We start from the raw sequence: 21,987 nt of genomic DNA, 5'->3' as shown, positions 1-21,987 counted from the left end.
ACAGCAAATGTAGAACTCTCTGAAAAGATACATTATTTTTACTTCTTCTCATCATAGCCTGTAATTCAATTATTTATAAAGAATATTATCACTTTATTAATATTTTGTAAATAGATAATTAAAAGTTTTTTAATATTTATTTTACAAATGTATTTATAGTTTTTATTAATTGTTTTAAAGTATCTTGCTCACATGATCCCTCTTCAATACCTAAGCAATTATTTGCATAATACTCAATCGTTAGTCCACCTACTCTGTTTATTGCTGATCTAATTGCTGATATTTGAACTAATATATCAGAACAACATACATTTTTCTCCATCATTCCTTGAATTCCTTTTACTTGGCCTTCAATTCTTTTTAATCTATTTATTATATCTTTTCTTAATTTTTCATTTTCCTCTTCCATATTTAAACCTCCACATCACTATACCTCTATAGGGTATTTATATTTTAACATTTATATACATATCTTTCAATTAAGATCTTCAGAATTATCACTAATATCCTTTTAACTAATAAATAGTCTATTAAAATAAAATCTCAAATTCTTAAATATATCTTATTTTCTTTTATGTAAATTGATATTATTATTTATATATTTCAACTAGTATAGAATATTTATTACAGTTCATATAAATATTCTTAAGAATATATCTCTCGTTATTTATGAAGAATATTTAATTTATTATTCTTTTTAGGTGCTATAATAAGGTTATATATAAATATTATTATGTTAATTTCAATTTTTATGTGATAATTTATGGAGGTTTTAATGGATAAGATTTTAAATACATTTAATAATCAAAAAGAGTTTTTTTATTCTAATAAGACAAAAGACATTAACTTTAGAATTAATAATTTAAAAAAACTTAAAAATATAATAAAAGAAAATGAACAAGATATAATGGATGCCTTATATAAAGATTTAAGGAAATCAAATTTTGAAAGTTATGCAACTGAGATTGGAATAGTTTATGATGAATTAAATCTTCATATAAAAAATTTAAGAAAATGGTCTAAAAGAGAAAAAAAGCAAAGTCCTATTGTTCACTTTCCTGCTAAAAGTTATATTTATAAAGACCCTTATGGTATAGCATTAATAATAGGACCTTTTAACTATCCATTTCAGTTAGTTATTGCTCCATTAATAGGTGCTATATCTGCCGGAAACTGTGCTATTATTAAGCCTTCAGAAAGCACTCAAAATATAGCTTTACTACTTGAAAAAATAATAAACGAAAATTTTGAAGAGAATTATATAAGAGTTGTTAATCCTTTAGATGGAAAAGATACTGTTTCTTATTTGCTAGATTTAAAGTTCGATTATATTTTCTTTACTGGAAGCGTTAGAGTTGGGAAAATAATTATGGAAAAAGCATCAAAGAATCTTATTCCAGTTACTTTAGAACTTGGAGGAAAAAGCCCATGTATTATAGATAGTTCAGCTAAGTTAGATTTAGCTGCCAAAAGAATAGTTTGGGGAAAATTTTTAAATGCTGGTCAGACTTGCGTTGCTCCAGATTATATATTAGTTCAAAAAGATGTTAAAGAAAAATTACTAAAGGAATTAAAAAAAGAATTATTACTCCAATTTGGATCTAATATAAAATCTAGTTCTGATTTTCCACGCATAGTAAACAAAAATTCATTATTAAGATTAAAAAACTATTTAAATGATGGTGAAATCTATTTTGGAGGATCAGTTGACGAAAAAGATCTATATTTGGAACCAACTATTTTAATAAATATTAAAGAAAATAGCTTAATCATGGAAGAAGAAATTTTCGGTCCTATTCTTCCTATCTTAGAATATTCAGGCTTGGATGAAGCTTTAAATTATGTAATAAATAAAGATAAGCCTCTTGCATTATATTATTTTTCTGAAGATTCTTCTTCAATAGAAAAAGTGTTAAATTCAACTACATCTGGTGGAGTTACAATAAACGATACTATAATTCATGTTGCATCTTCATATTTACCTTTTGGTGGAGTTGGTCCAAGTGGCATGGGAGCATATCATGGCAAAGCAAGCTTTGACGTATTCACTCATAAAAAATCTGTAATTAAAAGAGGAACTTTCATTGAATTTCCAATTAAATTTGCACCATATAATAATAAAATTAATTTATTAAAGAAAGTTATGAAATAAATATTTATATTCAAATTATATTTTATGCCATTCACATCGCTTGAAACCTTTTCATTATTAGAGTATTATATATTTATATTTTAATATCCAAATATAAGGAGGACTTTATGAAAAATTTTAATTATAAAAATGCTACTGAAATCATCTTTGGAAAAGATACTGAAAATACTGTTGGTGCAGAAGTGAAAAAATATGCTAGTAAAGTATTGCTTCACTTTGGTGGTGGTAGTATAAAATCTACTGGATTATATGATAAAGTTATAAATTCATTAAAGAAAGAAAACATAGAAGTAATAGAACTTTCTGGAGTTAAACCTAACCCAAGAGTGTCACTTGTAAGAGAAGGTATAGAACTTTGTAGAAAAAATGATATAGATTTTATATTAGCTGTTGGTGGTGGAAGTGTTATTGATTCATCTAAAGCAATAGCTGCTGGTGTAAATTATGATGGAGATGTTTGGGATTTATTTTTAGGTACACCTATAAATCATAAATGTCTGCAAGTAGCAACTATATTAACAATACCAGCTGCTGGTAGTGAAACAAGCTCAGGTTGTGTTATAACAAACGAAGATGGATTATATAAAAGAAGTACTGGACATCCTACACTAAGACCCGTATTTTCAATTTTAAATCCAGAACTTACATTTACTTTACCTAAATATCAAACTTCTTGCGGTATTGCAGATATGTTTGCTCATATACTTGAAAGATACTTTACTAATGAACAATATGTTGATTTAACTGATAGATTATGTGAAGGTGCCTTAAAGGCAATAATAAATAATGCTTTAAGATTAACTATAAATCCTAATGACTATAATGCTAGAGCAGAAATCATGTTATCAGGCATGGTTGCTCATAATGATTCTTTAAGCATGGGTAGAGTTGGAGATTGGGCAACACATGATATAGAACATGAATTAAGCGGAATATATGATATTGCTCATGGTGCTGGGCTTGCAATTATATTCCCTGCTTGGATGAAATACGTTTATAAACATGATGTAAATAGGTTTGCTCAATTTGCAAATAGAGTTTTTGATATTGATATAAACATGAATAATCCTGAAGAAACAGCACTTCGTGGTATTGAAGCTTTAGAAAACTTCTTTACTAAAATTGAACTTCCAACTAGATTAAACCATGTAAATATTAACGATGAACATATAGATGAAATGGCAAGAAAATTAGTTGCTCATTGCGATCATGTAGGAAACTTTGTTGAAATACGTTATCCTGAAGCTTTAGAAATTTTAAAATTAGCTCTTTAATTTATAGTATGAAAAAAGGCGTTACTTTTAAGTAACACCTTTTTTATTCTAATTTTATTTAAGATACTTTAAAATACTCTTCTAATATTACTGCCCTTATTGACTCATACTTTATATTATCAGGTAAATATTTTTTCAAAATACTAACCTTTTCATAACCATTTACCTCACAAGCTTTTAATATCTTTTCTTTATCATCAATATTATAATATTTATTTAAATTTAAACTAATAGAAAACTCTCCATTTTCCTTTATATAGTCTGTTACATATCCTAATATTGTTGAAATAGATATCTCAATACTTTCTGAAATTAATTCTAAATTAACTCCATCCTTTACCATATCTATAGCTATTTCTTCATTTGATCTCTTTTCTCCATCAATTATTACTTTTCTTTTTCCTTTTTCTTCAAAAACTATATCTAAATCTTTTTCTACTACAAATCTTCTTACTTCTTCTATTATTTCATTTCCATACTTTGTTATCTTCTTTGGTCCTATTCCAGATATATCTTTTAACTCCTCTAAATTCAAAGGAAACCTTCCGCTTATTTCCTTCAAAGTATTTAAAGATAAAATAGCTTGTGGAAGAGAATTTTCTTTATTAGCAAATTCGCCTCTGATTACTTTTAACCTTGATAGTAATTCTATATTACTATCAACACTCAAATAAACTTCTTCATTTTTCTTCTTATATTCATTATTAACTATTTTTATATTATTTTCATCAACATACTCTTTAATTGCATTAACAAATGCCTCACCATATTTATTTAGCTTTACTTCTCCAACTCCACTAATATTCATAAGTTCATCTAAATTAAGTGGATATTTTGTGCTCATTTCTCTTAGGGTATTATCACCAAATATTATGTAAGGCGGAACCCCTTCTTCATTTGCGATATTAAATCTAAGTTCTCTTAAAATTTCAAATAACGTATTAATATCATTTGAAGTACTCTTAATTTTAACTTCCTTAAATTGAACCTTTTCCTCTCCCTTTAAAACTTTAACTGATCTATTATTAAGCTTTATAACTGGATAAGTACCTTCTACATAATCTATATATCCATGAGAAATTAAAGTATTTATAAAAACCTTAAGATCATCATTAGAATAATCCTTCATTATTCCATAAGTTGAAAGCTCATTAAACTTTGCATTAATAACCTTACTATTTTTGGACCCTCTTAAAACATCTACTACCATTGCAACTCCAAAGGATTTTTTCATTCTGTAAATACATGATAATACCTTTTGCGCATCTATAGTTTTATCTACTAATTCACCTTCACTTAAACAACTGCTACAATTATTACAATCTTCGCTAACAGCTTCACCAAAATAATTTAAAATATATTTTCTATAACAATCATTACTATAAATTAAATCTACCATTTGCTTTAGTTTTAAATATTGGTTATTTTTTCTCTCTATATTTTCAGTGCTAACTTCTATTAGATATTTTTGTGTATGGATATCACTTGGAGAAAATAATAATATACATTCACTTTTTTCTCCATCTCTTCCTGCCCTACCTATTTCTTGATAATAGCCTTCTATATTTTTAGGCATGTTATAGTGAATTACAAATCTAATATTAGGTTTATCTATTCCCATACCAAAAGCATTTGTAGCAACCATTATATTAATTTTATCCTTAATAAAATCTTCTTGATTTTCTTTTCTTAACTCATCATTTAGCCCTGCATGATATCTACCAGCTTTATATCCACTAGAAGTTAATAGTTCATAAATATAATCAACTTCTTTTCTTGTTGCTGCATATATTATTCCTGAGCTATCTCTATTTTCCTCTATATATTTTAATATATAACTTTTTTTATCATTTCCTTTTTCTATATTAATAAATAAGTTTTCTCTATCAAATCCAGTTATAAATAAACTTGGGTCTCTAAGTCCAAGTAAATTTATTATATCCCCTTTTACTTCTTCTGTTGCTGTTGCAGTAAAAGCTGTTATAATTGGTCTTATATTTAACATTTCAATAAAGTTTCTTATTCTTCTATAACTTGATCTAAAATCATGTCCCCATTGAGACACACAATGCGCTTCATCTATTGCAATTTGACTTATTCTACATTCAGTTATAGCCATAATAAACTCATATGATTCTAATCTTTCTGGAGCTACATATATTATTTTGTATTTATTTTCTTTAACATTAGTTATTATTTCTTCAAATTCTTTAGAAGTTAATGAACTGTTTATATATGCAGATTCTATTCCCATCTCTTTTATTGCATCAACTTGATCCTTCATTAAAGATATAAGTGGAGATATTACTATAGTTACTCCATCTAATAATAATGCAGGTATTTGATAGCAAATTGATTTTCCTCCACCAGTTGGCATTATAGCTAATACATCATTTCCACTTAAAATACTATTTATAATATTTTCTTGCCCTCTTCTAAAGCTTTTATATCCATAATATTTTTCTAATATTTCTAAGCCTCTATTTTTCATATAAAACACTCCTTAAAACTATCTACCATTTATTTAACTATTATAATTATCAGCACAAACATACGTTCTTAATCATATTTAATAATTAAATAAGTTATCTGCAAATCTTAAAATTATATTTATCAACTAATAATTTGTTTAATTAACGAGTACATTTAACATTTATTCTAACTTATATATTTAAAAGAAAAGTGAAGGGACTCCTTCACTCTTTCATAAGAATTTCATTCTTAGTTAATTTGTTTTTATTCTTTTCTTTATAATAAAATATCTTTTAAAGAATTATAAACCCTAAAACAAATGCTATCACTATTATAGCATATAATTTAAATACTTCTTCTGGTAAAACATCAATAATGGGATCTGTTTTTGAATCAAAGACCCAATAATCATTATTAAAAAATATCTTATGAAATACTACAAAGGCCTTTGAAAAATCTATGAATATTGAAGCTAGTAATACTGTAATTATACTTATAAGTGTATTGGCTCCATAATTAAGAATCTTAAATAGTTCAAACTTTTTATTATATCTCCTTAAAATAAACTTAATTACTATAAACGTTAGTGATATGATTATAATAATTAAATAAATATTCAAAAAGATTTTTTTAACTTCATAAAAATGAAATTCTCCATTATTGCTCATTATAAAATTATTAAATTTCAACTTTTTTATAAATGGATTTTGTAAGTAATTTAATAATATATTATAATCATTCATTAATGCTTCTTTTGAAAGTTGTCCTACTCTTGTTAAATTATATTTATCTATCGAGTAGCTATAAATAACTCTTAAATTTAATGATATAATCACGCTTAATCCAATTGTAAATAAAGCTACCGCTATGCCTTGAATAATCTTGGATATTGAAATTAACAACCTCTTCATTTTTTACCTCTTTTATTTCTAAACATTATTAAATAGTATTAATTAGCAACATAGCTAATTAAAAATATCTATTTTTACTCATATATATAATAACATATTAATTATTATTTTGAATATGAAAAATAAAGCAAGTACTATAATCTCAAAACAATTGATTCTAGTTTTTTTATACCCAATTTTTAATACTAAAAAAGATATAAGATAGTTATTGTAGTAATTTACACTAAGTATCTTATATCTATAATATTGTATTTTAATTCTTTTTAATTTGCCTTAAAAGATTCACATCTTCCTTCAATTTTACCATTTTCTTTGTTTGAGCCTATCATAACATAGCTAGAATAACATATTTTCTTTTTATTATAATAACATTTTTCTGCACTACACTCTATATATGGAGTAAGTAAACTGTCTTGAATTTTATCTAATCTATCTATATATAAATCTGTTTTTCCTATCATAAATACTCTTTTAGAAATTTTATATTTTTCAAATGTTATGCAAGATGTTTTTATTTCACCATCTATCTTATTGATAATTTTAATATTATCATTATCACACATTCCAAAAAAATTATGATTGCACTTTCTTACATTACATGCTAATCTGTTCATTTAATCATCCTTTCTGCAAGAGATTTTCCTCTTATAGAAAGTTTTTGCATTATAACCTATATTTATTCCTATGCATTACTTAACTTACAATTAAATTTATATTTTCTTTATATTGTGGTTGTTTTTTATTTTTATACAATATTGCATTTTTAGGACAGCAACTTATACACCTACAACACATAATGCAATTATCTCTAAATTTAATATCACCCCCTATATATTCTATGTTCATTGTTGGGCAAACCTTAACACATAAATTACATTTATCACAACTAGAATTAACAGAAAACCTATATGAATTTTTATATAAATCTTTAGTTTTAAATTTATATAACCTTTTCATTATTGTTGCTTTAAAATTGTTTATTTCTTCTTTACTATAATTTTCAATTAAAAAATTTACAACTGTCTCTTTTATTTCATTGAATGAACTCTGATAAATACTCTCTAAATCTTTAACACTTTTATAATTTTTACTTATAATAAAACTATTTGGCATTTTAAAATTTTTAGTCATTATAATTTTAAATTTTTTTTCTAATAATTTTTTTTCTAGTTCATTAAAATACATTTTATTTTTACCCTTACCAGTAGTAAATATCATTGTTTTTACTTCTTTATCAGATGGTCCTAAATTATCATCTATATACTCCATAAAATTTTGAGGAACATATTCAAAATATTTAGGAAATCCTAGTATTAAATAATCATATGAAAAATTCTTAATGTTTATCTTTTCTTCTATCGAATGATTTTCTATATCACAACCATTTTTTATAAATTCTTCTTCTATTTTATTTGCAATAAATTTTGTATTTCCACTACCACTAAAATATAAGATCATACCCTTCAATATAACCCTCTCCTTTTATCACTATTAAAATATAGTTAGGCTACAATAATAAGCTTATGTTAATAATTATATATCATCTGTAATATATTGGGAATTATTTTAATTTTACATATTTATATCTTATTTTTTCTTTTTCCTCAAAATAAAAAAAGACAGGACTTCTTCCTATCTTTTCTTGCATTTTTCTTATATTAAAGTTAAACATCTTCTTTATTATATTTCCAAAATAAAATTGCTGATATTAAGATAATTCCACATATTAATGCATATATAAAGAACAATGGATTTCCAATACTTCCAAATAAAATTATAAGTGATCCAATAGTTGCAAGTATAGGATTAATTTTTCCTTTCCATATTCCTTTAATCTCACCGCTTAATCCCATTTTAAACACTTTGTAATATAATAATATGTACAATAAATAATTTATAGTAATAGATATTTCTGATATATCACTGTTAGGTAAATAATTATATTTTTGTGTTATATAATGAATAATTAAACAAATTAATGAAATTACAAAAGCTACTATTGAAGATATAATTGGCATACCTAATTTTTCATTAACTATTTTTATCTTATTTGATTTTGGAAACATTCCTCTTATAGCTAAAGAATATGGTAACCTAGTATGTCCCATTATTAATCCATTTACAGTACCTAATATAGATATAACTACAAATGTTAATATTATCTTAGCTCCCCATGCTCCAAATAAATTATTAGCAGCTAAATCAACATGAGCATCCCCTAAACTCATAATTGCATCAGGTCCAATATACATGCTTATCCCAACAAAATATAATACATAAATAATCAATATAAATAAAGGAGCAATTACTAGAGCCTTTGGTAAATTTCTTTTTGAATCTTTAATTTCATGTCCAATAGAAGTTGATATAATCCATCCATCAAAAGAAAAAGCTATAGGTGCAATTGCAGCTATCCATGTTGCAGACTTCATATGTGTAATGTCGCTTACTGATATTTCACTAGGATTTCCAAAAAAGACTCCTGCTAATGCTATTAATATTAGAGGTATAACTTTAATCACAGTTGAAGCATTTTGAAAATATCCTCCTAGCTTTGCAGATAAGATATTTAATATATATAGTACTACCATAACTATAAATCCAATGAATGTTTGAAGTGCTAGTCCACCATCAATTCCAAATAACATACATATATATATCCCTGACACCCATGTAACTACAGCTATAAGTGTCGGATAATATAAGAAAGTATGAAACCATCCAAATGCGCAAGCTATAGACTTATTATATGAGAATTCAGCATAAGTTATTATCCCTCCTGCAGTCGATTCTCTTGATGCTAATTCTGAAATTGTTAAACTTCCAAATATTATTCCCATAGCTGCAATACAGAAAACAAGGACTCCTAAGCTTATACTTCCATTAGTTGCTACTAATATATTATCACTTTTAAAAAATATCCCGGATCCTATTACAATTCCTACTATCATTCCTATGGCAGTGAATAAACCATATTCATTTTTTTTCATATTTCCACCTCTTTTTTATGTTTTATTGATAATTACAAATAACTATGTACAATATATCACAAAAAGGCAAAAATAAGAATAAAAAGTTATCAATATTTAAATATAATTTATATATTTAACTAATTTCGTTAACATTAACTAACTTAATTTATATATTTACTTTCTTAAATATAATAATATCTTTAATAAACATATTATTTCTATTTTTATATAGTTTCTATACTTGAAAATATTCATACTGATTCAGTTGAATCAAGTCATATATACTGCGCCAATGGATTCTAATTCTTTAAGCATATCACTTTACTAATGGCTTCTCCTTCAATAACATTTAGAAATTGAAAATATCTATAATAAATATGAATTATACTATAAGATTGTACTCCATTTTTTAAAACCAATTATCGTAATAGTTATGGTTTGAAATTGTATATGTTTATGGAATTACTCCTTATTAGCATTCATAACTATAAACGGTAAAATAAATACTATTTCTCTTGCTATGAATAATTTCTTTGGTTCATTTTCTAAGCAATGGGAATTAGCCATGTCTGCATTAATTTTAGCTGTGATTTCAATAATTATTTTCTACTTCTTTATTCAAAAGTATATAATTAAAGGAACAGTTCAAGGCTCAATTAAATAATTAACTTTATTTACTATAATAAGTTTTATGGTTTATACTTATCATATACTATGAAACTTATAAAGGAGATTTTATGGAAAACATTTTTATTTATTATCTTTTTATTATTAACATTATAGCTTTTATAATAGTTTATATAGACAAGCAAAGAGCTATAAAAAAACAATGGAGAATTAAAGAATCCACTATGATTTTCATTTCCTTAATTGGTGGAAGTATAGGAGCTTATTTGAGTATGTATTCATTTAGGCATAAGACAAAACATCTTAAATTTACCTTAGGAATACCAATAATAATTTTAATACAACTTTCAACTTATCTAATTATAAAAAATAGAATTGGATAATTTATAATAAATTATCCAATTCTATTTTAAACTATCTTTAAAATCACTCATTTGAATATACCAATTTTTAAAATCATTAATTTTATTATCAAAATAATTTATCCTTTTTACTGTAAAATATGTTATAGGTATATTATTTTTAAAACCTAATTCTTCTAAAATTATGTGATCTTTATTATAGATAGAACAACAAATTTCTATATATTTAATTCCATCTTCTGCACTATCTCTATATAGCTTACATAATAAAATTTTAGTGTATTCTTTGTCTATTGAATTTAATTCTAATACCTGAATTTTATTTTTATTTTTTTTAAATATAAGTGAAGCTAACACTAATTTATTTTTACTAACAACATAATTATTATATTTCTCTATAGGATTTTCTCTAAATAACCATTTTAAATAATTTATATCCTTATAAATTTTGATTTTATCAGAATTATTTTTTAATAGTAATGAATAATTAAACTTATAATCATTGTCTATATCTACTTTTTGAATATCACATCTATTTATATGATAAATATCCTTATCCTTAATTTCTAGCTTAAGTGTTGGCATCTCATATATATCCTCAAATCCAAATTTTTTTACTAAATTATAATGATATATTTCATTTGGGAATCCTAATAATAAGCTATACTTTGTTTCTCTTAGCTTTTCATATACTTTTATTGCAAGTTCAAAAGACAATCCATTATTTCGAGAATTAGGTTTAACTAATATTGGCATTGATATTCCTGATTTTATTATTTCATTATCTAATACTATATTAATAAGTAAAACTGAATAACTTGCAACTATTTTATTATCTTCCCTTGCAATACAAAGAACAAAATCATCTATTGGATTATTTAAATATCTCCATAAAAAATATTCTGTACTTAGATCTTTATTAAGGCACACTTTATATAAGCTTTTTAATTCATCTACTATTTTATTAAAACCTTGTTTATCTATAAATTCTAATTTCATAATTACACCTGCTAGTTTTTCTTTTAATAAAATATATGAATCTTAAATTAATTACGTTCTATAAAAATGCTAGCATATGTAAATTTTATCATTCAATTCTTATCTTAATATTAAAGTAAACTTACATATATCCCAATAGAATTAAGTAAAAAAATCACAAAAAATTTATCATATAATATTTTTTATTACTTATACATAGTAAATAAAATAAATTGGATTAGAATTTATACAATATATAAATTCTAATCCAATTTATTAAATATCTTTTTTAGCATATAGATTTGAAGTAATAAAATATGATGATAAAATTAATGTAACTATACAAAGTATAACTAATACTTTTACTATTAACATATCAAAATCTATCATAGGTAAATATTTTATTAATTCAGTTGAAAAAACCATTGGAAAAACTACTAAAAATACCATTGCTATTCTGCCCTTCTCAAAGCCTAATATTAATTCTAATGGAATCAATATAGCCATCACAAAAACACCTATACCTGTCATTATATAAATAAATGGCCATAATGGACCAAGTTCACTTATCGTAACTATATTTAAAGAAATCAAGCCTGTATATAGTACTAATGATATTATAGTGGCTATTAGTGTATTAATAGCTACAAATATATATCTTGATAATATATATTCTTTTGGCTTTATTGGTAAAGAATATATTAAATAATTGATTTTACTCTTTTCTTCATAAAATGCTGTACTATAACATGTAGCCATTATAAATAGTGCTCCACCAAAAGTCATCATTTTAGGATTTATAAATCCTAAAAATATTCCCATAGCAATTATTAAAATCATATATTTTTTTAATGCAAATACTGTTTCAAATTGTAAAAATAATAAATTTAATATTTTCCTCATATTAATCCCTCCTAGTATAATAAAGCATAATATCTTCTAAAGTTGGTTTTTCATAGATAACCTCATTTCCAAAAATCTCAAAAGCTTCTTTTTTATTTGATGTTAATCCTTCAAAACCAAACCCATTAGTTTTAATAGAAATAAGATATGTTCTTGTTTCATTATCTAAAAGTTCTTTCTTTCCTTTTATTATAGAATGCTGTTCTAATATTTCATCTTTTTCACCATATAATATAATTTTACCCTTATATATAAATATAATATAATCAGCACATTTTTCTAAATCGCTAGTTACATGTGTTGAATAAAAAATTGTAAGGTTTTCCTTTTCCATTTCTTCTTGCAATATTTCTAAAAACTCATTTCTTACAATTGGATCTAAACTAGAAGTAGGCTCATCCATTATTATAATTCTAGGCCTTATGGATAATGCCATAGTTAATTCAAATTGCTTCTTTTGCCCCTTTGATAATTTTCCGTAAACTGATGACTCGTTTATATTGAATTTATTAATTAAATTATTATATAAATTTTCATCCCAAGTAGTATAAAATCTAGATACAGAAGATTTTATATTTTTCAATTTACTTTCTTCTAAAAATCCACATACATCACCAACAAATCCTATTTGTTCTTTAACTTTAGGATTTTCCGGAATATTTTCTCCTAGAATTAATATTTCTCCTTCATCACATTTAATCATATTCATTATAGCTTTTATAGTTGTTGTTTTTCCTGAACCATTTGGTCCAATAAATCCTGTTATAAAGCCTTCTTTTACTTTTAATTCTTCTATATTTAACTTAAAATTCTTATACTCCTTTTTTAAATTCTTCATTTCAATTGCTTCCACTTTTATACCTCCTCATATAAACTCTTAAATATTACTAATGCTTCATCTAGTGTTAATCCAATAGCTTTTGCAGAAATTATTGCTTCTTCTAATTTATTTTCAATTTCAAACATAGCCACTTCTTTAAGTCTTTCATTATTTGATTCTGCTACAAATGTCCCTTTTCCTACAACAGTTTTTATAAATCCTTCTTTTTCAAGTTCTTCGTAAGCTCTTTTAGTAGTAATTATACTTACCTTCAACTCCTTAGCCAAAGTTCTTATTGAAGGTAATGCTTCTCCAGGTTTTAAAGTTAAATTAATAATTTGATTCTTTATTTGACTCTCAATTTGCTCATATAAAGGTACTTGTGAGGAATTGCTAATTACTATATCCAATCTTTCACCTCCAATTGTATATAAAGTGTATATATTGTCTATATACATATATTAATCCATATATACACTGTTGTCAATAGAATAAAAAATTCACAGTCTCAAAAACCTATTTATTGCATAGGTATCACATTTTTATGAAAATCTTTCATAATTACATTAATATACGCAAAAAAGGAAGTTCTAACTCGAACTTCCTTTTTTATAATCTAGTATCAATTTTCTTGATACTACACTCTTTAATCTATTTTAATCTTCTTTTGTATTTATTGAAATACCTAATTCTTGTAATTGCTTTTCATCTGCTATATTAGGTGCTTCACTTAAATAGCAATAAGCATTTTGGTTTTTAGGGAATGCAATAACATCCTTTATATTTTCTGTTCCAGCTAAGAACATTACCATTCTATCAAGTCCAAAAGCTAATCCACCATGTGGTGGTGGTCCAAACTTAAATGCATCTATTAAGAATCCAAATCTTTCTTGTGCTGATTCTTCTGTGAATCCTAATGCTTTAAACATTTTTTGTTGAAGTTTTGAATCATGGATTCTTATAGATCCTCCACCTAATTCTTCACCATTTAAAACTAAGTCATAAGCTTTTGATCTAACTTCTCCCGGATTAGTTTCTAGCATATCTATATCTTCATCCATAGGTGATGTAAATGGATGATGTGCTGCATGATATCTTCCTTCTTCTTCATCATATTCAAATAATGGGAATTCTGTAATCCAAGTAAAATTAAATTCATTTTTGTCTTTTATTAAGTCAAATTGTTTAGCAAGCTCTAATCTTAGTGCTCCTAAGCTTTGGAATACTACTGAATTCTTATCAGCAACTATAAAAATAGCATCTCCAACTTCTGCTCCCATAGTTTTAACTATTGAGTTTGTAACATCGTCAGTTAAGAACTTAGCAATAGAAGACTTAACTCCATCTTCTTTTAATTGAATCCATGCAAGACCTTTAGCCTTATATGTCTTAACAAATTTGCCTAATTTATCTATTGGCTTTCTTCCAAGATCTGCTCCACCTTTTAAGCAAAGAGCTCTTATTGAACCACCAGCTTCTATTGCTGATTTAAATACTACAAAATCCATATCCTTAACGTCTTCTGTAATATTAGTTATTTCCATTCCAAATCTTAAATCTGGCTTATCTGAACCGTATTTTTCCATAGCATCTTTAAATGTCATTCTCTTTATTGGTAATTTAACATCTACTCCTGCTACTTCTTTAAATACATGAGCTATTAAACCTTCATTCATTTTAATAACATCTTCTTGTTCAACAAAACTCATTTCTAAATCTATTTGAGTAAATTCTGGTTGTCTATTTGCTCTTAAATCTTCATCTCTAAAGCATTTTACTATTTGATAATATCTATCGAATCCTGAAACCATTAATAGTTGTTTAAAAATTTGTGGTGATTGTGGAAGCGCATAGAACATTCCAGGATAGTTTCTAGAAGGTACAAGATAATCTCTAGCTCCTTCTGGAGTACTCTTAGTAAGCATTGGAGTCTCTACTTCTAAAAAGTTGTTTTCATCTAAATAATCACGAACTGATTTAGAGATTCTATTTCTAATCATGAATATTCTTTGCATATCTGGTCTTCTAAGATCTAAATATCTATATTTTAATCTTATACTTTCAGCAGCATCTAGTCCTTCCTTTATATATATTGGAGGTGTATCTGATTCTGAAAGAATTTTTAAACTCTCACACTTTAGCTCTACTAATCCTGTTGACATATTATGATTAGGAGCTTCTCTTAAAACTACTTCTCCAGTAACTGCTATACAATATTCAGGTCTAACATCTTTAGCCTTTTCAAAAGCCTCAGCATTTATTTCTTCACCAAATACTATTTGCATTATTCCTGTTCTATCTCTAAGGTCAATAAATTGTAGACCTCCTAATTTTCTATTTCTTTGCACCCAACCCATTAATGTGATTTTTTGTGATACGTTATTTTCTCTAACTTCTCCACACATTAAGGTTCTTTTTAAGCCACCTAAAGCTTCACCCATTTTTTCTTCCTCCTAACTATTTTACAAGCTTTGCTATTTCTTCTATATTATCTAAACTTACTTCAAACTGCTCACCATCACTCATTCTTTTAAGCTTTAATGTCTTATTTTGAAGTTCGTCATCACCTAAAATTGTAGTAAAAGCAGAACCAATTTTATTAGCATATTTCATTTCTGCTTTAATACTTCTTCCCATATGATTTATTTCTGTTTTTATACCAACTGCTCTCAGCTTATTAGCTAATACAAAAGCACTTGTCTTAGCATCTTCTCCTCTAGCACCAATATAAAGGTCAACTAACCCTTCATTTGGAATTTCTATACCTTCTTTTTCTAAAGTCATTATAAGTCTTTCTAAACCTAGTCCAAATCCCACAGCTGGCATTTCTGGTCCACCGATTTCTTCTATAAGCTTATCGTATCTTCCGCCGCCACAAACTGTAAAATCATCATTTAATATTTCGAATATAGTCTTTGTATAATAATCTAATCCTCTTACAATACCCGGATCTATATTATATTTTATATCTAGTGCATCTAAATAATTTTTAACCTCAATAAAGTGAGAATCACACTCTTCACATATATAATCTAATATAATTGGAGCATTCTTAGTTATTTCATTACAACTTTTTTCTTTGCAATCAAGAATTCTCATTGGATTTTTTTCAAATCTAGTTTTACAAATTCCGCAAAGACTATCATAATTTTCTTCAAGATATTTTTTTAATGCTTCATTATACTTAGGTCTACACTTAGGACAACCTAAATTATTTATATTTAAACTTAAACTTTTAAGTCCTAATTTCTTTAATGATTCCATAGCTAATGAAATTACTTCAGCATCAATTGATGCTTCTTTTGAGCCAAAAACTTCAACGCCATATTGATGGAATTGTCTAAGTCTTCCTTTTTGAACATTTTCATATCTGAAACAAGGTATTATGTAATATAACTTTGTTGGCTGAGCTTCATTAAATAATCTATTTTCTATAAAAGCCCTTACTGTTGGTGCTGTACCTTCTGGTTTTAAGGTAATACTTCTATCACCTTTATCATTGAAAGTATACATTTCTTTTTGCACTATATCAGTTGTTTCTCCAACACCTCTTAAAAATAATTCTGTATGTTCAAATATTGGTGTTCTTATTTCTCTTACTCCATATGATTTTGAAACATCTCTTAAAACTCCCTCTACATAATGCCATTTATATGCATCTTGAGGTAGCATATCCTTAGTACCCTTAGGTGCTTGGATTTCCATAAAATATCTCCTCCTATTTAAGGTAAAGTGTATCTAAAAGTTTTATCTTTTCCTCTACCATTTCCTTAATTCTGCTTGTGTACTCTCTAATATCTTTAACATTTCCAAATCTTTCAATTCTATTTTCTTCTAGAAAGACTACTTTTGATACGGCGTCTGCTCCTAAAGCTATTATAGTTTGCTTATCTTCTATCATCTGTATGTTATATAAGCATTCTTTACCTTCTTTAGAATAGCCTAAATTCTCCATGTTGCCAACCATATTTTTTTGTCTATACATATAATATGGATCTATATTTAAATTTTTAGCTAGACTTCTACTTACTTCATACATTGATGAAAGCTCATCTTGCTTCTTTATTTGTATTCCTTTTTTTAAAATGAAGTTTTCATAAAGAATCGATGCTCTTTTTAAAGATAATCCATGAACAGTTAAGCTATCTGGTCTTAATTTTAATATTTCACTAGCTGTGTATTCTGCTTCTTTTATCCCTTCACCAGGTAATCCTATTATCATATCCATATTTATATCATCAAAGCCTAAATTTCTAGCCAAATTAAATTTATCTATAACATCTTTTGATGTATGTCCTCTACCAATCATTTTTAATGTGTCATCATTCATTGTTTGAGGATTAATACTTATTCTAGTAGTGTTATATTTTTTCATAGTTTGAAGCTTTTCTAAAGTTATGCTATCTGGTCTTCCACATTCTACAGTAAACTCAAGTATATCTTTATCTACTACAAAAGCATTATAAATTTCTTTCATAATTTCTTCAAACTCTTCATTATTTACTGCTGTTGGTGTTCCACCACCAAAATATACGCTTTCTATTTTTAGCTTTCTCTCATTAACATATTTTTTCATTTCTCTTATTTCATATGTTAATGCTTCTAAATAAGGATTTACTAATTTTTTATTCCCACCTATAGGATTAGCTGTAAAAGAGCAGTAAAAACATCTTGTTGGACAAAATGCCATTCCAACATATATGGCAATACTCTTTTCATCTTTATTTACAAGCTCCTGTTCCTTTTTAGCTACTTTGATACAAAGCTTAGCTTTTTCTTCTGAAGCTAAATGTTTCTTTTGAAATAAATCTATTATTTCCCTTTCACTTTTTCCTTCTTCTAAGTACTTTAAAGCTATTTTAGAAGGCCTTATTCCTACAAGTATTCCCCATGGATAGTAATCTCCAGTTATTTCTTTCAATGAAGAAAAAATTAATCTCTTAATATCTTCTTTTATATTTTCTAAAACATTACATTCTCTATAAAACTCGTTAAACGAAAATGATATTTTATCTTCTTCTATGTTTATTATATAGTTACCGTCTTCTTTAAACTTAATTTCGTCAAGTGCATAATATATATTAAACATTTGATATACGTCATATCTATATTTTAAATTATTTAACTTAATCTTTAATTCCATTTATTCTCCTCTTATGCTAGGAAGGGATTTCTCATCCTTTCAAATATAATAGTAGATTTTGGCCCATGACCTGGATAAACTTCTACGTCCTTATCAAGTACCATAAGCTTAGTTTCTATACTTTCTATAATCTCATTATAGCTACCACCTAAGAAATCAGTTCTACCTATTGAACCATTAAATAAAGTATCTCCAGTGAATACTTTATCTTCTACTAAGTAACAAGTTCCACCTTTAGTGTGCCCTGGTGTAAAGATTGCTTTAAAAGTTAATTCTCCAACTTTTACTTCATCACCTTCATTTATATATTTATATATATTTGGCAATTTACCAAATATCCCTGAAGAATCCCTCTCCATATACTCTTCCTCTGCCTTATTAAGATAAACATCTACTTTATATTTATCTTTTAATTCTTCTACAGCTCCATTGTGATCAAAATGGCAGTGAGTTAAAAGTATAACTTCTATTTCAACTCCTAAAGTTTCGATTTCTTTAATTAAATAACTGGCCTCTGCACCTGGATCTATTATAGCAGCTTTATTCATTTTTTCATCTATTACTAAATAACAATTTGTTTGTAATGAACCTAGTGGATATGTTTTTACAATCATACTTATCCTCCTTTTAAAAATTCTTTTTACTATCTAACATTAAAGTTACAGGACCATCATTTTGAATATCAACTTTCATATGAGCTCCAAATTCCCCAGTCTCAACCTTCAAATTAGATTGCTTTAATAACTCAACAAATTTTTCATATAAAGCTTTAGCTCTTTCTCCACCTTCTGCCTCCATAAAATTTGGTCTTCTTCCTTTTCTACAATCTCCATATAGAGTAAATTGAGAAATCACTAAAATTTCACCTTTTATATCTAAAAGTGATAAATTCATTTTATCAGCTTCATCTTCAAATATTCTTAAATTAATTACCTTTTCTTTAATATATATTAGATCCTCTTCAGTATCATCCCTTGAGATACCTATTAATATATTAATGCCTCTATTGATTGAACCAATTGTATTTCCTTCTACTGTAACCCTAGAAGATGTTACTCTTTGAACTACGGCTCTCATATATAATCACCTCTCTAGTTATTCATTCTGTATACATCCATTACGCCTTTTAATCTTCTTATCTTTCTCATAAGTTCTCTTAATTGTTCAATAGAATCTATTTTTACTTTTATATTTATTATAGCAATATTACCTTTTGATGATTTAGCATTTAATGCATTTAATGGCAGTTTAGCTTCAGTTATTATCATCATTATATCTGATAATATTCCTATTCTATCTTCTGCTCTAACTTGTATTTCAGCTACATATGCTGCTCCCTTTGAATAGCCCCATGAAACTTCTACTGTTTTTCCATTATCATAATCCCTTAAAGCTTTTAAATTACTACAATCACTTCTATGAACCGAAATTCCTCTTCCTTTAGTTATATAACCAAGTATCTCATCTCCTGGAACCGGATTGCAACATCTAGCAAATCTTACCATTAGATTATTAACACCTTTTACTGTTACTCCATAATCATTAGAAGATGTTTTCTTATTTATATTTGCCTTATCTGATTTTGAAATATGATCATCAATTGATTTGTTTATACTTTCTATACTTTGTTTTTCAGTAATATTTTCTTCTTTTAATTTAGATATATATGATGAAGCTGAAATCTGCCCTACTCCTATTGAAGCATATAAATCTTCCATGCTATGAATATTATATCTTTTAACTGATTTTTCGTATGCTTCACCTTTTGCAATTTCTGAGTAAATTACCCCTTGCTTCTTTAGTTCTTTTTCAAAGATTTCCTTACCTTTATCTATGTTTTCTTCTTTTTTAATTTTCTTAAACCATTGTCTTATTTTACTTTTAGCCTGATTGCTTTTAGCCATATTCAGCCAATCCATATTAGGCCCCTTAGCATTATTAGATGTTAATACTTCGACTATTTCACCGGTTTTCAGATTATAATCAAGAGGTACTATCTTACCATTTACCTTTGATCCAATACATCTATTTCCTACATCTGTATGTATTCTATATGCGAAGTCTATTGGGGTAGCTCCATTTGGTAAATTGATTACAACACCTTTTGGAGTAAATACAAAAATTTCATCAGTAAATAAATCTATCTTAAAGCCTTCAATAAATTCTTCTGCATCTGATGTTTCTTTTTGCCACTCAAGCATATCTCTTAACCACGCAAGCTTATTTTCAAAGGATTTTTCCTTATCTTCTTGCGTATCACCCTCTTTATACTTCCAATGGGCTGCTATACCATATTCTGCAGTTTTATGCATCTCAAATGTTCTAATTTGTATTTCAAATGTTTTACCTTGAGGCCCTATTACAGTAGTATGAAGAGATTGATACATATTAGGCTTAGGCATTGCTATATAATCTTTAAATCTCCCCGGAATAGGCTTATATATAGTATGTACTATCCCTAATACACCGTAGCAATCTTTAACTGTATTTACTAAAATTCTTATTGCTGTTAAATCAAATATTTGCTCAATACTTTTATTTTTATTAACCATCTTTTTATATATACTAAAAAAATGTTTTGGTCTTCCATCTATGTCAGAATCTATTTCAGATTCCTCTAATTTATTATGTAAATCCTCTATTATTTCAGCAATATAAGTTTCTCTTTCAACTCTTTTTTCTGCAATTTGTTTTACTAAATCATAATACTCTTCTTCATGTAAATATCTAAAAGCTAAATCTTCAAGTTCCCACTTAATTTTAGATATCCCTAATCTATGAGCTAATGGAGCATATATATCTAAAGTTTCTTTGGCCTTTTGCTTTTGCTTTGCTTTAGGCATAAATTTCAAAGTTCTAAGATTATGTAATCTATCAGCTAATTTTATAATTATTACTCTAATATCCTTTGCCATAGCTAAAAGCATTTTTCTAACATTATCAGCTTGTTGCTCTTCTTTTGTCTTATACTCTATCTTGCCAAGCTTCGTTACACCTTGAACTAAATCTGCAATTTCCTCATTAAATATATTCTTTATATCATCGTATGTATAGTGTGTATCTTCTATAACATCGTGTAAAAGTCCAGCTACTATAGTACTAGTATCCATACCCATTTCAGCAAGTATTTCAGCCACATCTATTGGATGTGTTATATATGGCTCACCTGATTCTCTCTTTTGATTCTTATGAGCATCACATGCTAAATCATATGCTTTCTTTACGATATCTGTATCTATATTGTTACAATTTCCATTTATTTTTCGTAATAGGTTTTCATACATATGGGTAATCTCCTTTGATTAAGTCTAAAATAATTGGCTGGTTTTAACAACCAGCCATTTTCTTTTATTATATAATATTTAATTTGATA

At 26.3% G+C, this 21,987-nt stretch carries 19 protein-coding genes, 1 pseudogene and 1 other annotated feature (1 of these 21 only partly in view); of the genes and pseudogenes, 4 read left to right on the top strand and 16 right to left on the bottom strand.

The genetic code is table 11. The annotated features are described in order from the left end of the window. Positions 1-64 (bottom strand) — a binding site (T-box leader) (it extends 196 nt beyond the left edge of the window). Positions 65-136: 72 nt separating this feature from the next. Then, the gene (locus J7M87_RS08375) at positions 137-409 is read right to left on the bottom strand and encodes a metal-sensitive transcriptional regulator (protein ID WP_291650543.1); all 273 of its coding nucleotides are present in this window, start codon (positions 407-409) and stop codon (positions 137-139) included. 366 nt (positions 410-775) lie between these two features. On the opposite strand from J7M87_RS08375, the gene J7M87_RS08370 reads away from it, so the two are divergent. Together J7M87_RS08370 and J7M87_RS08365 are read left to right on the top strand one after the other, a co-directional pair. Then, positions 776-2,152, top strand: a complete 1,377-nt coding sequence (locus J7M87_RS08370; protein ID WP_291650542.1) for an aldehyde dehydrogenase — start codon at positions 776-778, stop codon at positions 2,150-2,152. 107 nt (positions 2,153-2,259) lie between these two features. Further along, a complete protein-coding gene (locus J7M87_RS08365) occupies positions 2,260-3,426 on the top strand; it encodes an iron-containing alcohol dehydrogenase (RefSeq protein WP_291650540.1) in 1,167 nt (388 codons plus the stop codon). Positions 3,427-3,484: 58 nt separating this feature from the next. On the opposite strand, the gene recQ is transcribed toward J7M87_RS08365, so the two are convergent. The 5 genes from recQ to J7M87_RS08340 form a co-directional block, all read right to left on the bottom strand. Continuing rightward, positions 3,485-5,917, bottom strand: coding sequence for a DNA helicase RecQ (gene recQ, locus J7M87_RS08360; RefSeq protein ID WP_291650538.1), 2,433 nt, complete (start codon positions 5,915-5,917; stop codon positions 3,485-3,487). Positions 5,918-6,191: 274 nt separating this feature from the next. Further along, complete coding sequence (locus J7M87_RS08355; RefSeq protein ID WP_291650536.1) at positions 6,192-6,809, bottom strand: TIGR01906 family membrane protein; 618 nt, start codon at positions 6,807-6,809, stop codon at positions 6,192-6,194. 263 nt (positions 6,810-7,072) lie between these two features. Next, positions 7,073-7,423, bottom strand: coding sequence for a DUF1540 domain-containing protein (locus tag J7M87_RS08350; protein ID WP_291650534.1), 351 nt, complete (start codon positions 7,421-7,423; stop codon positions 7,073-7,075). A gap of 79 nt (positions 7,424-7,502) precedes the next feature. Further along, positions 7,503-8,267, bottom strand: coding sequence for an EFR1 family ferrodoxin (locus tag J7M87_RS08345; RefSeq protein ID WP_291650567.1), 765 nt, complete (start codon positions 8,265-8,267; stop codon positions 7,503-7,505). Between the two features lie 206 nt (positions 8,268-8,473). Continuing rightward, positions 8,474-9,799, bottom strand: a complete 1,326-nt coding sequence (locus J7M87_RS08340; RefSeq protein WP_291650531.1) for an APC family permease — start codon at positions 9,797-9,799, stop codon at positions 8,474-8,476. A 352-nt stretch (positions 9,800-10,151) separates the two neighbouring features. Between J7M87_RS08340 and J7M87_RS08335 the strand changes: the two are divergent. Both J7M87_RS08335 and J7M87_RS08330 read left to right on the top strand, forming a co-directional pair. Next, positions 10,152-10,445 (top strand): annotated as a pseudogene (locus J7M87_RS08335) (carbohydrate ABC transporter permease); the annotation flags it as partial. 73 nt (positions 10,446-10,518) lie between these two features. Continuing rightward, positions 10,519-10,791, top strand: coding sequence for a DUF1294 domain-containing protein (locus J7M87_RS08330; RefSeq protein ID WP_291650529.1), 273 nt, complete (start codon positions 10,519-10,521; stop codon positions 10,789-10,791). Positions 10,792-10,812: 21 nt separating this feature from the next. Here J7M87_RS08330 and J7M87_RS08325 read toward each other — a convergent pair whose 3' ends face one another. From J7M87_RS08325 to J7M87_RS08280, 10 genes are all read right to left on the bottom strand, one after another. Then, positions 10,813-11,769, bottom strand: a complete 957-nt coding sequence (locus tag J7M87_RS08325; RefSeq protein ID WP_291650527.1) for a GNAT family N-acetyltransferase — start codon at positions 11,767-11,769, stop codon at positions 10,813-10,815. A gap of 255 nt (positions 11,770-12,024) precedes the next feature. Further along, on the bottom strand, positions 12,025-12,651 hold the full coding sequence (locus J7M87_RS08320; RefSeq protein WP_291650525.1) for an ABC-2 transporter permease: 627 nt from the start codon (positions 12,649-12,651) through the stop codon (positions 12,025-12,027). Position 12,652: 1 nt separating this feature from the next. Continuing rightward, positions 12,653-13,504, bottom strand: a complete 852-nt coding sequence (locus J7M87_RS08315; protein WP_291650523.1) for an ABC transporter ATP-binding protein — start codon at positions 13,502-13,504, stop codon at positions 12,653-12,655. Between the two features lie 2 nt (positions 13,505-13,506). Then, entirely contained in the window at positions 13,507-13,881 is a 375-nt protein-coding gene (locus J7M87_RS08310) for a GntR family transcriptional regulator (RefSeq protein WP_291650521.1), read from the bottom strand. Between the two features lie 246 nt (positions 13,882-14,127). After that, entirely contained in the window at positions 14,128-15,912 is a 1,785-nt protein-coding gene (aspS, locus tag J7M87_RS08305; RefSeq protein ID WP_291650519.1) for an aspartate--tRNA ligase, read from the bottom strand. A gap of 16 nt (positions 15,913-15,928) precedes the next feature. After that, positions 15,929-17,176 (bottom strand): histidine--tRNA ligase, encoded by a 1,248-nt coding sequence (gene hisS, locus J7M87_RS08300; protein ID WP_291650517.1) that lies wholly within the window; start codon positions 17,174-17,176, stop codon positions 15,929-15,931. Positions 17,177-17,189: 13 nt separating this feature from the next. After that, positions 17,190-18,614, bottom strand: a complete 1,425-nt coding sequence (locus J7M87_RS08295) for a coproporphyrinogen III oxidase (protein WP_291650515.1) — start codon at positions 18,612-18,614, stop codon at positions 17,190-17,192. Between the two features lie 11 nt (positions 18,615-18,625). Further along, positions 18,626-19,228, bottom strand: coding sequence for an MBL fold metallo-hydrolase (locus J7M87_RS08290; RefSeq protein ID WP_291650512.1), 603 nt, complete (start codon positions 19,226-19,228; stop codon positions 18,626-18,628). Between the two features lie 13 nt (positions 19,229-19,241). Further along, positions 19,242-19,691: a D-aminoacyl-tRNA deacylase gene (dtd, locus tag J7M87_RS08285; protein WP_291650510.1), complete on the bottom strand. Its 450-nt coding sequence runs from the start codon at positions 19,689-19,691 to the stop codon at positions 19,242-19,244. A 14-nt stretch (positions 19,692-19,705) separates the two neighbouring features. Beyond that, positions 19,706-21,898: a bifunctional (p)ppGpp synthetase/guanosine-3',5'-bis(diphosphate) 3'-pyrophosphohydrolase gene (locus tag J7M87_RS08280; RefSeq protein WP_291650508.1), complete on the bottom strand. Its 2,193-nt coding sequence runs from the start codon at positions 21,896-21,898 to the stop codon at positions 19,706-19,708. Between the last annotated feature and the right edge of the window lie 89 nt (positions 21,899-21,987).

The organism is Clostridium sp., assembly GCF_017888565.1.
GTDB lineage: Bacteria > Bacillota > Clostridia > Clostridiales > Clostridiaceae > Clostridium.
Note: the sequence above shows the minus strand (reverse complement) of the source record. Positions and strands in the feature narration are given on the sequence as shown.

Bases quoted from the DNA above. Each gene is read 5' to 3' on its own strand.
- J7M87_RS08340 (WP_291650531.1), bottom strand. From the start codon at position 9,799: ATGAAAAAAAATGAATATGGTTTATTCACTGCCATAGGAATGATAGTA.
- J7M87_RS08370 (WP_291650542.1), top strand. From the start codon at position 776: ATGGATAAGATTTTAAATACATTTAATAATCAAAAAGAGTTTTTTTAT.
- J7M87_RS08345 (WP_291650567.1), bottom strand. From the start codon at position 8,267: ATGATCTTATATTTTAGTGGTAGTGGAAATACAAAATTTATTGCAAAT.
- J7M87_RS08325 (WP_291650527.1), bottom strand. From the start codon at position 11,769: ATGAAATTAGAATTTATAGATAAACAAGGTTTTAATAAAATAGTAGAT.
- J7M87_RS08355 (WP_291650536.1), bottom strand. From the start codon at position 6,809: ATGAAGAGGTTGTTAATTTCAATATCCAAGATTATTCAAGGCATAGCG.
- aspS (WP_291650519.1), bottom strand. From the start codon at position 15,912: ATGGGTGAAGCTTTAGGTGGCTTAAAAAGAACCTTAATGTGTGGAGAA.
- J7M87_RS08280 (WP_291650508.1), bottom strand. From the start codon at position 21,898: ATGTATGAAAACCTATTACGAAAAATAAATGGAAATTGTAACAATATA.
- J7M87_RS08330 (WP_291650529.1), top strand. From the start codon at position 10,519: ATGGAAAACATTTTTATTTATTATCTTTTTATTATTAACATTATAGCT.
- dtd (WP_291650510.1), bottom strand. From the start codon at position 19,691: ATGAGAGCCGTAGTTCAAAGAGTAACATCTTCTAGGGTTACAGTAGAA.
- recQ (WP_291650538.1), bottom strand. From the start codon at position 5,917: ATGAAAAATAGAGGCTTAGAAATATTAGAAAAATATTATGGATATAAA.
- hisS (WP_291650517.1), bottom strand. From the start codon at position 17,176: ATGGAAATCCAAGCACCTAAGGGTACTAAGGATATGCTACCTCAAGAT.
- J7M87_RS08290 (WP_291650512.1), bottom strand. From the start codon at position 19,228: ATGATTGTAAAAACATATCCACTAGGTTCATTACAAACAAATTGTTAT.
- J7M87_RS08375 (WP_291650543.1), bottom strand. From the start codon at position 409: ATGGAAGAGGAAAATGAAAAATTAAGAAAAGATATAATAAATAGATTA.
- J7M87_RS08350 (WP_291650534.1), bottom strand. From the start codon at position 7,423: ATGAACAGATTAGCATGTAATGTAAGAAAGTGCAATCATAATTTTTTT.
- J7M87_RS08295 (WP_291650515.1), bottom strand. From the start codon at position 18,614: ATGGAATTAAAGATTAAGTTAAATAATTTAAAATATAGATATGACGTA.
- J7M87_RS08365 (WP_291650540.1), top strand. From the start codon at position 2,260: ATGAAAAATTTTAATTATAAAAATGCTACTGAAATCATCTTTGGAAAA.
- J7M87_RS08320 (WP_291650525.1), bottom strand. From the start codon at position 12,651: ATGAGGAAAATATTAAATTTATTATTTTTACAATTTGAAACAGTATTT.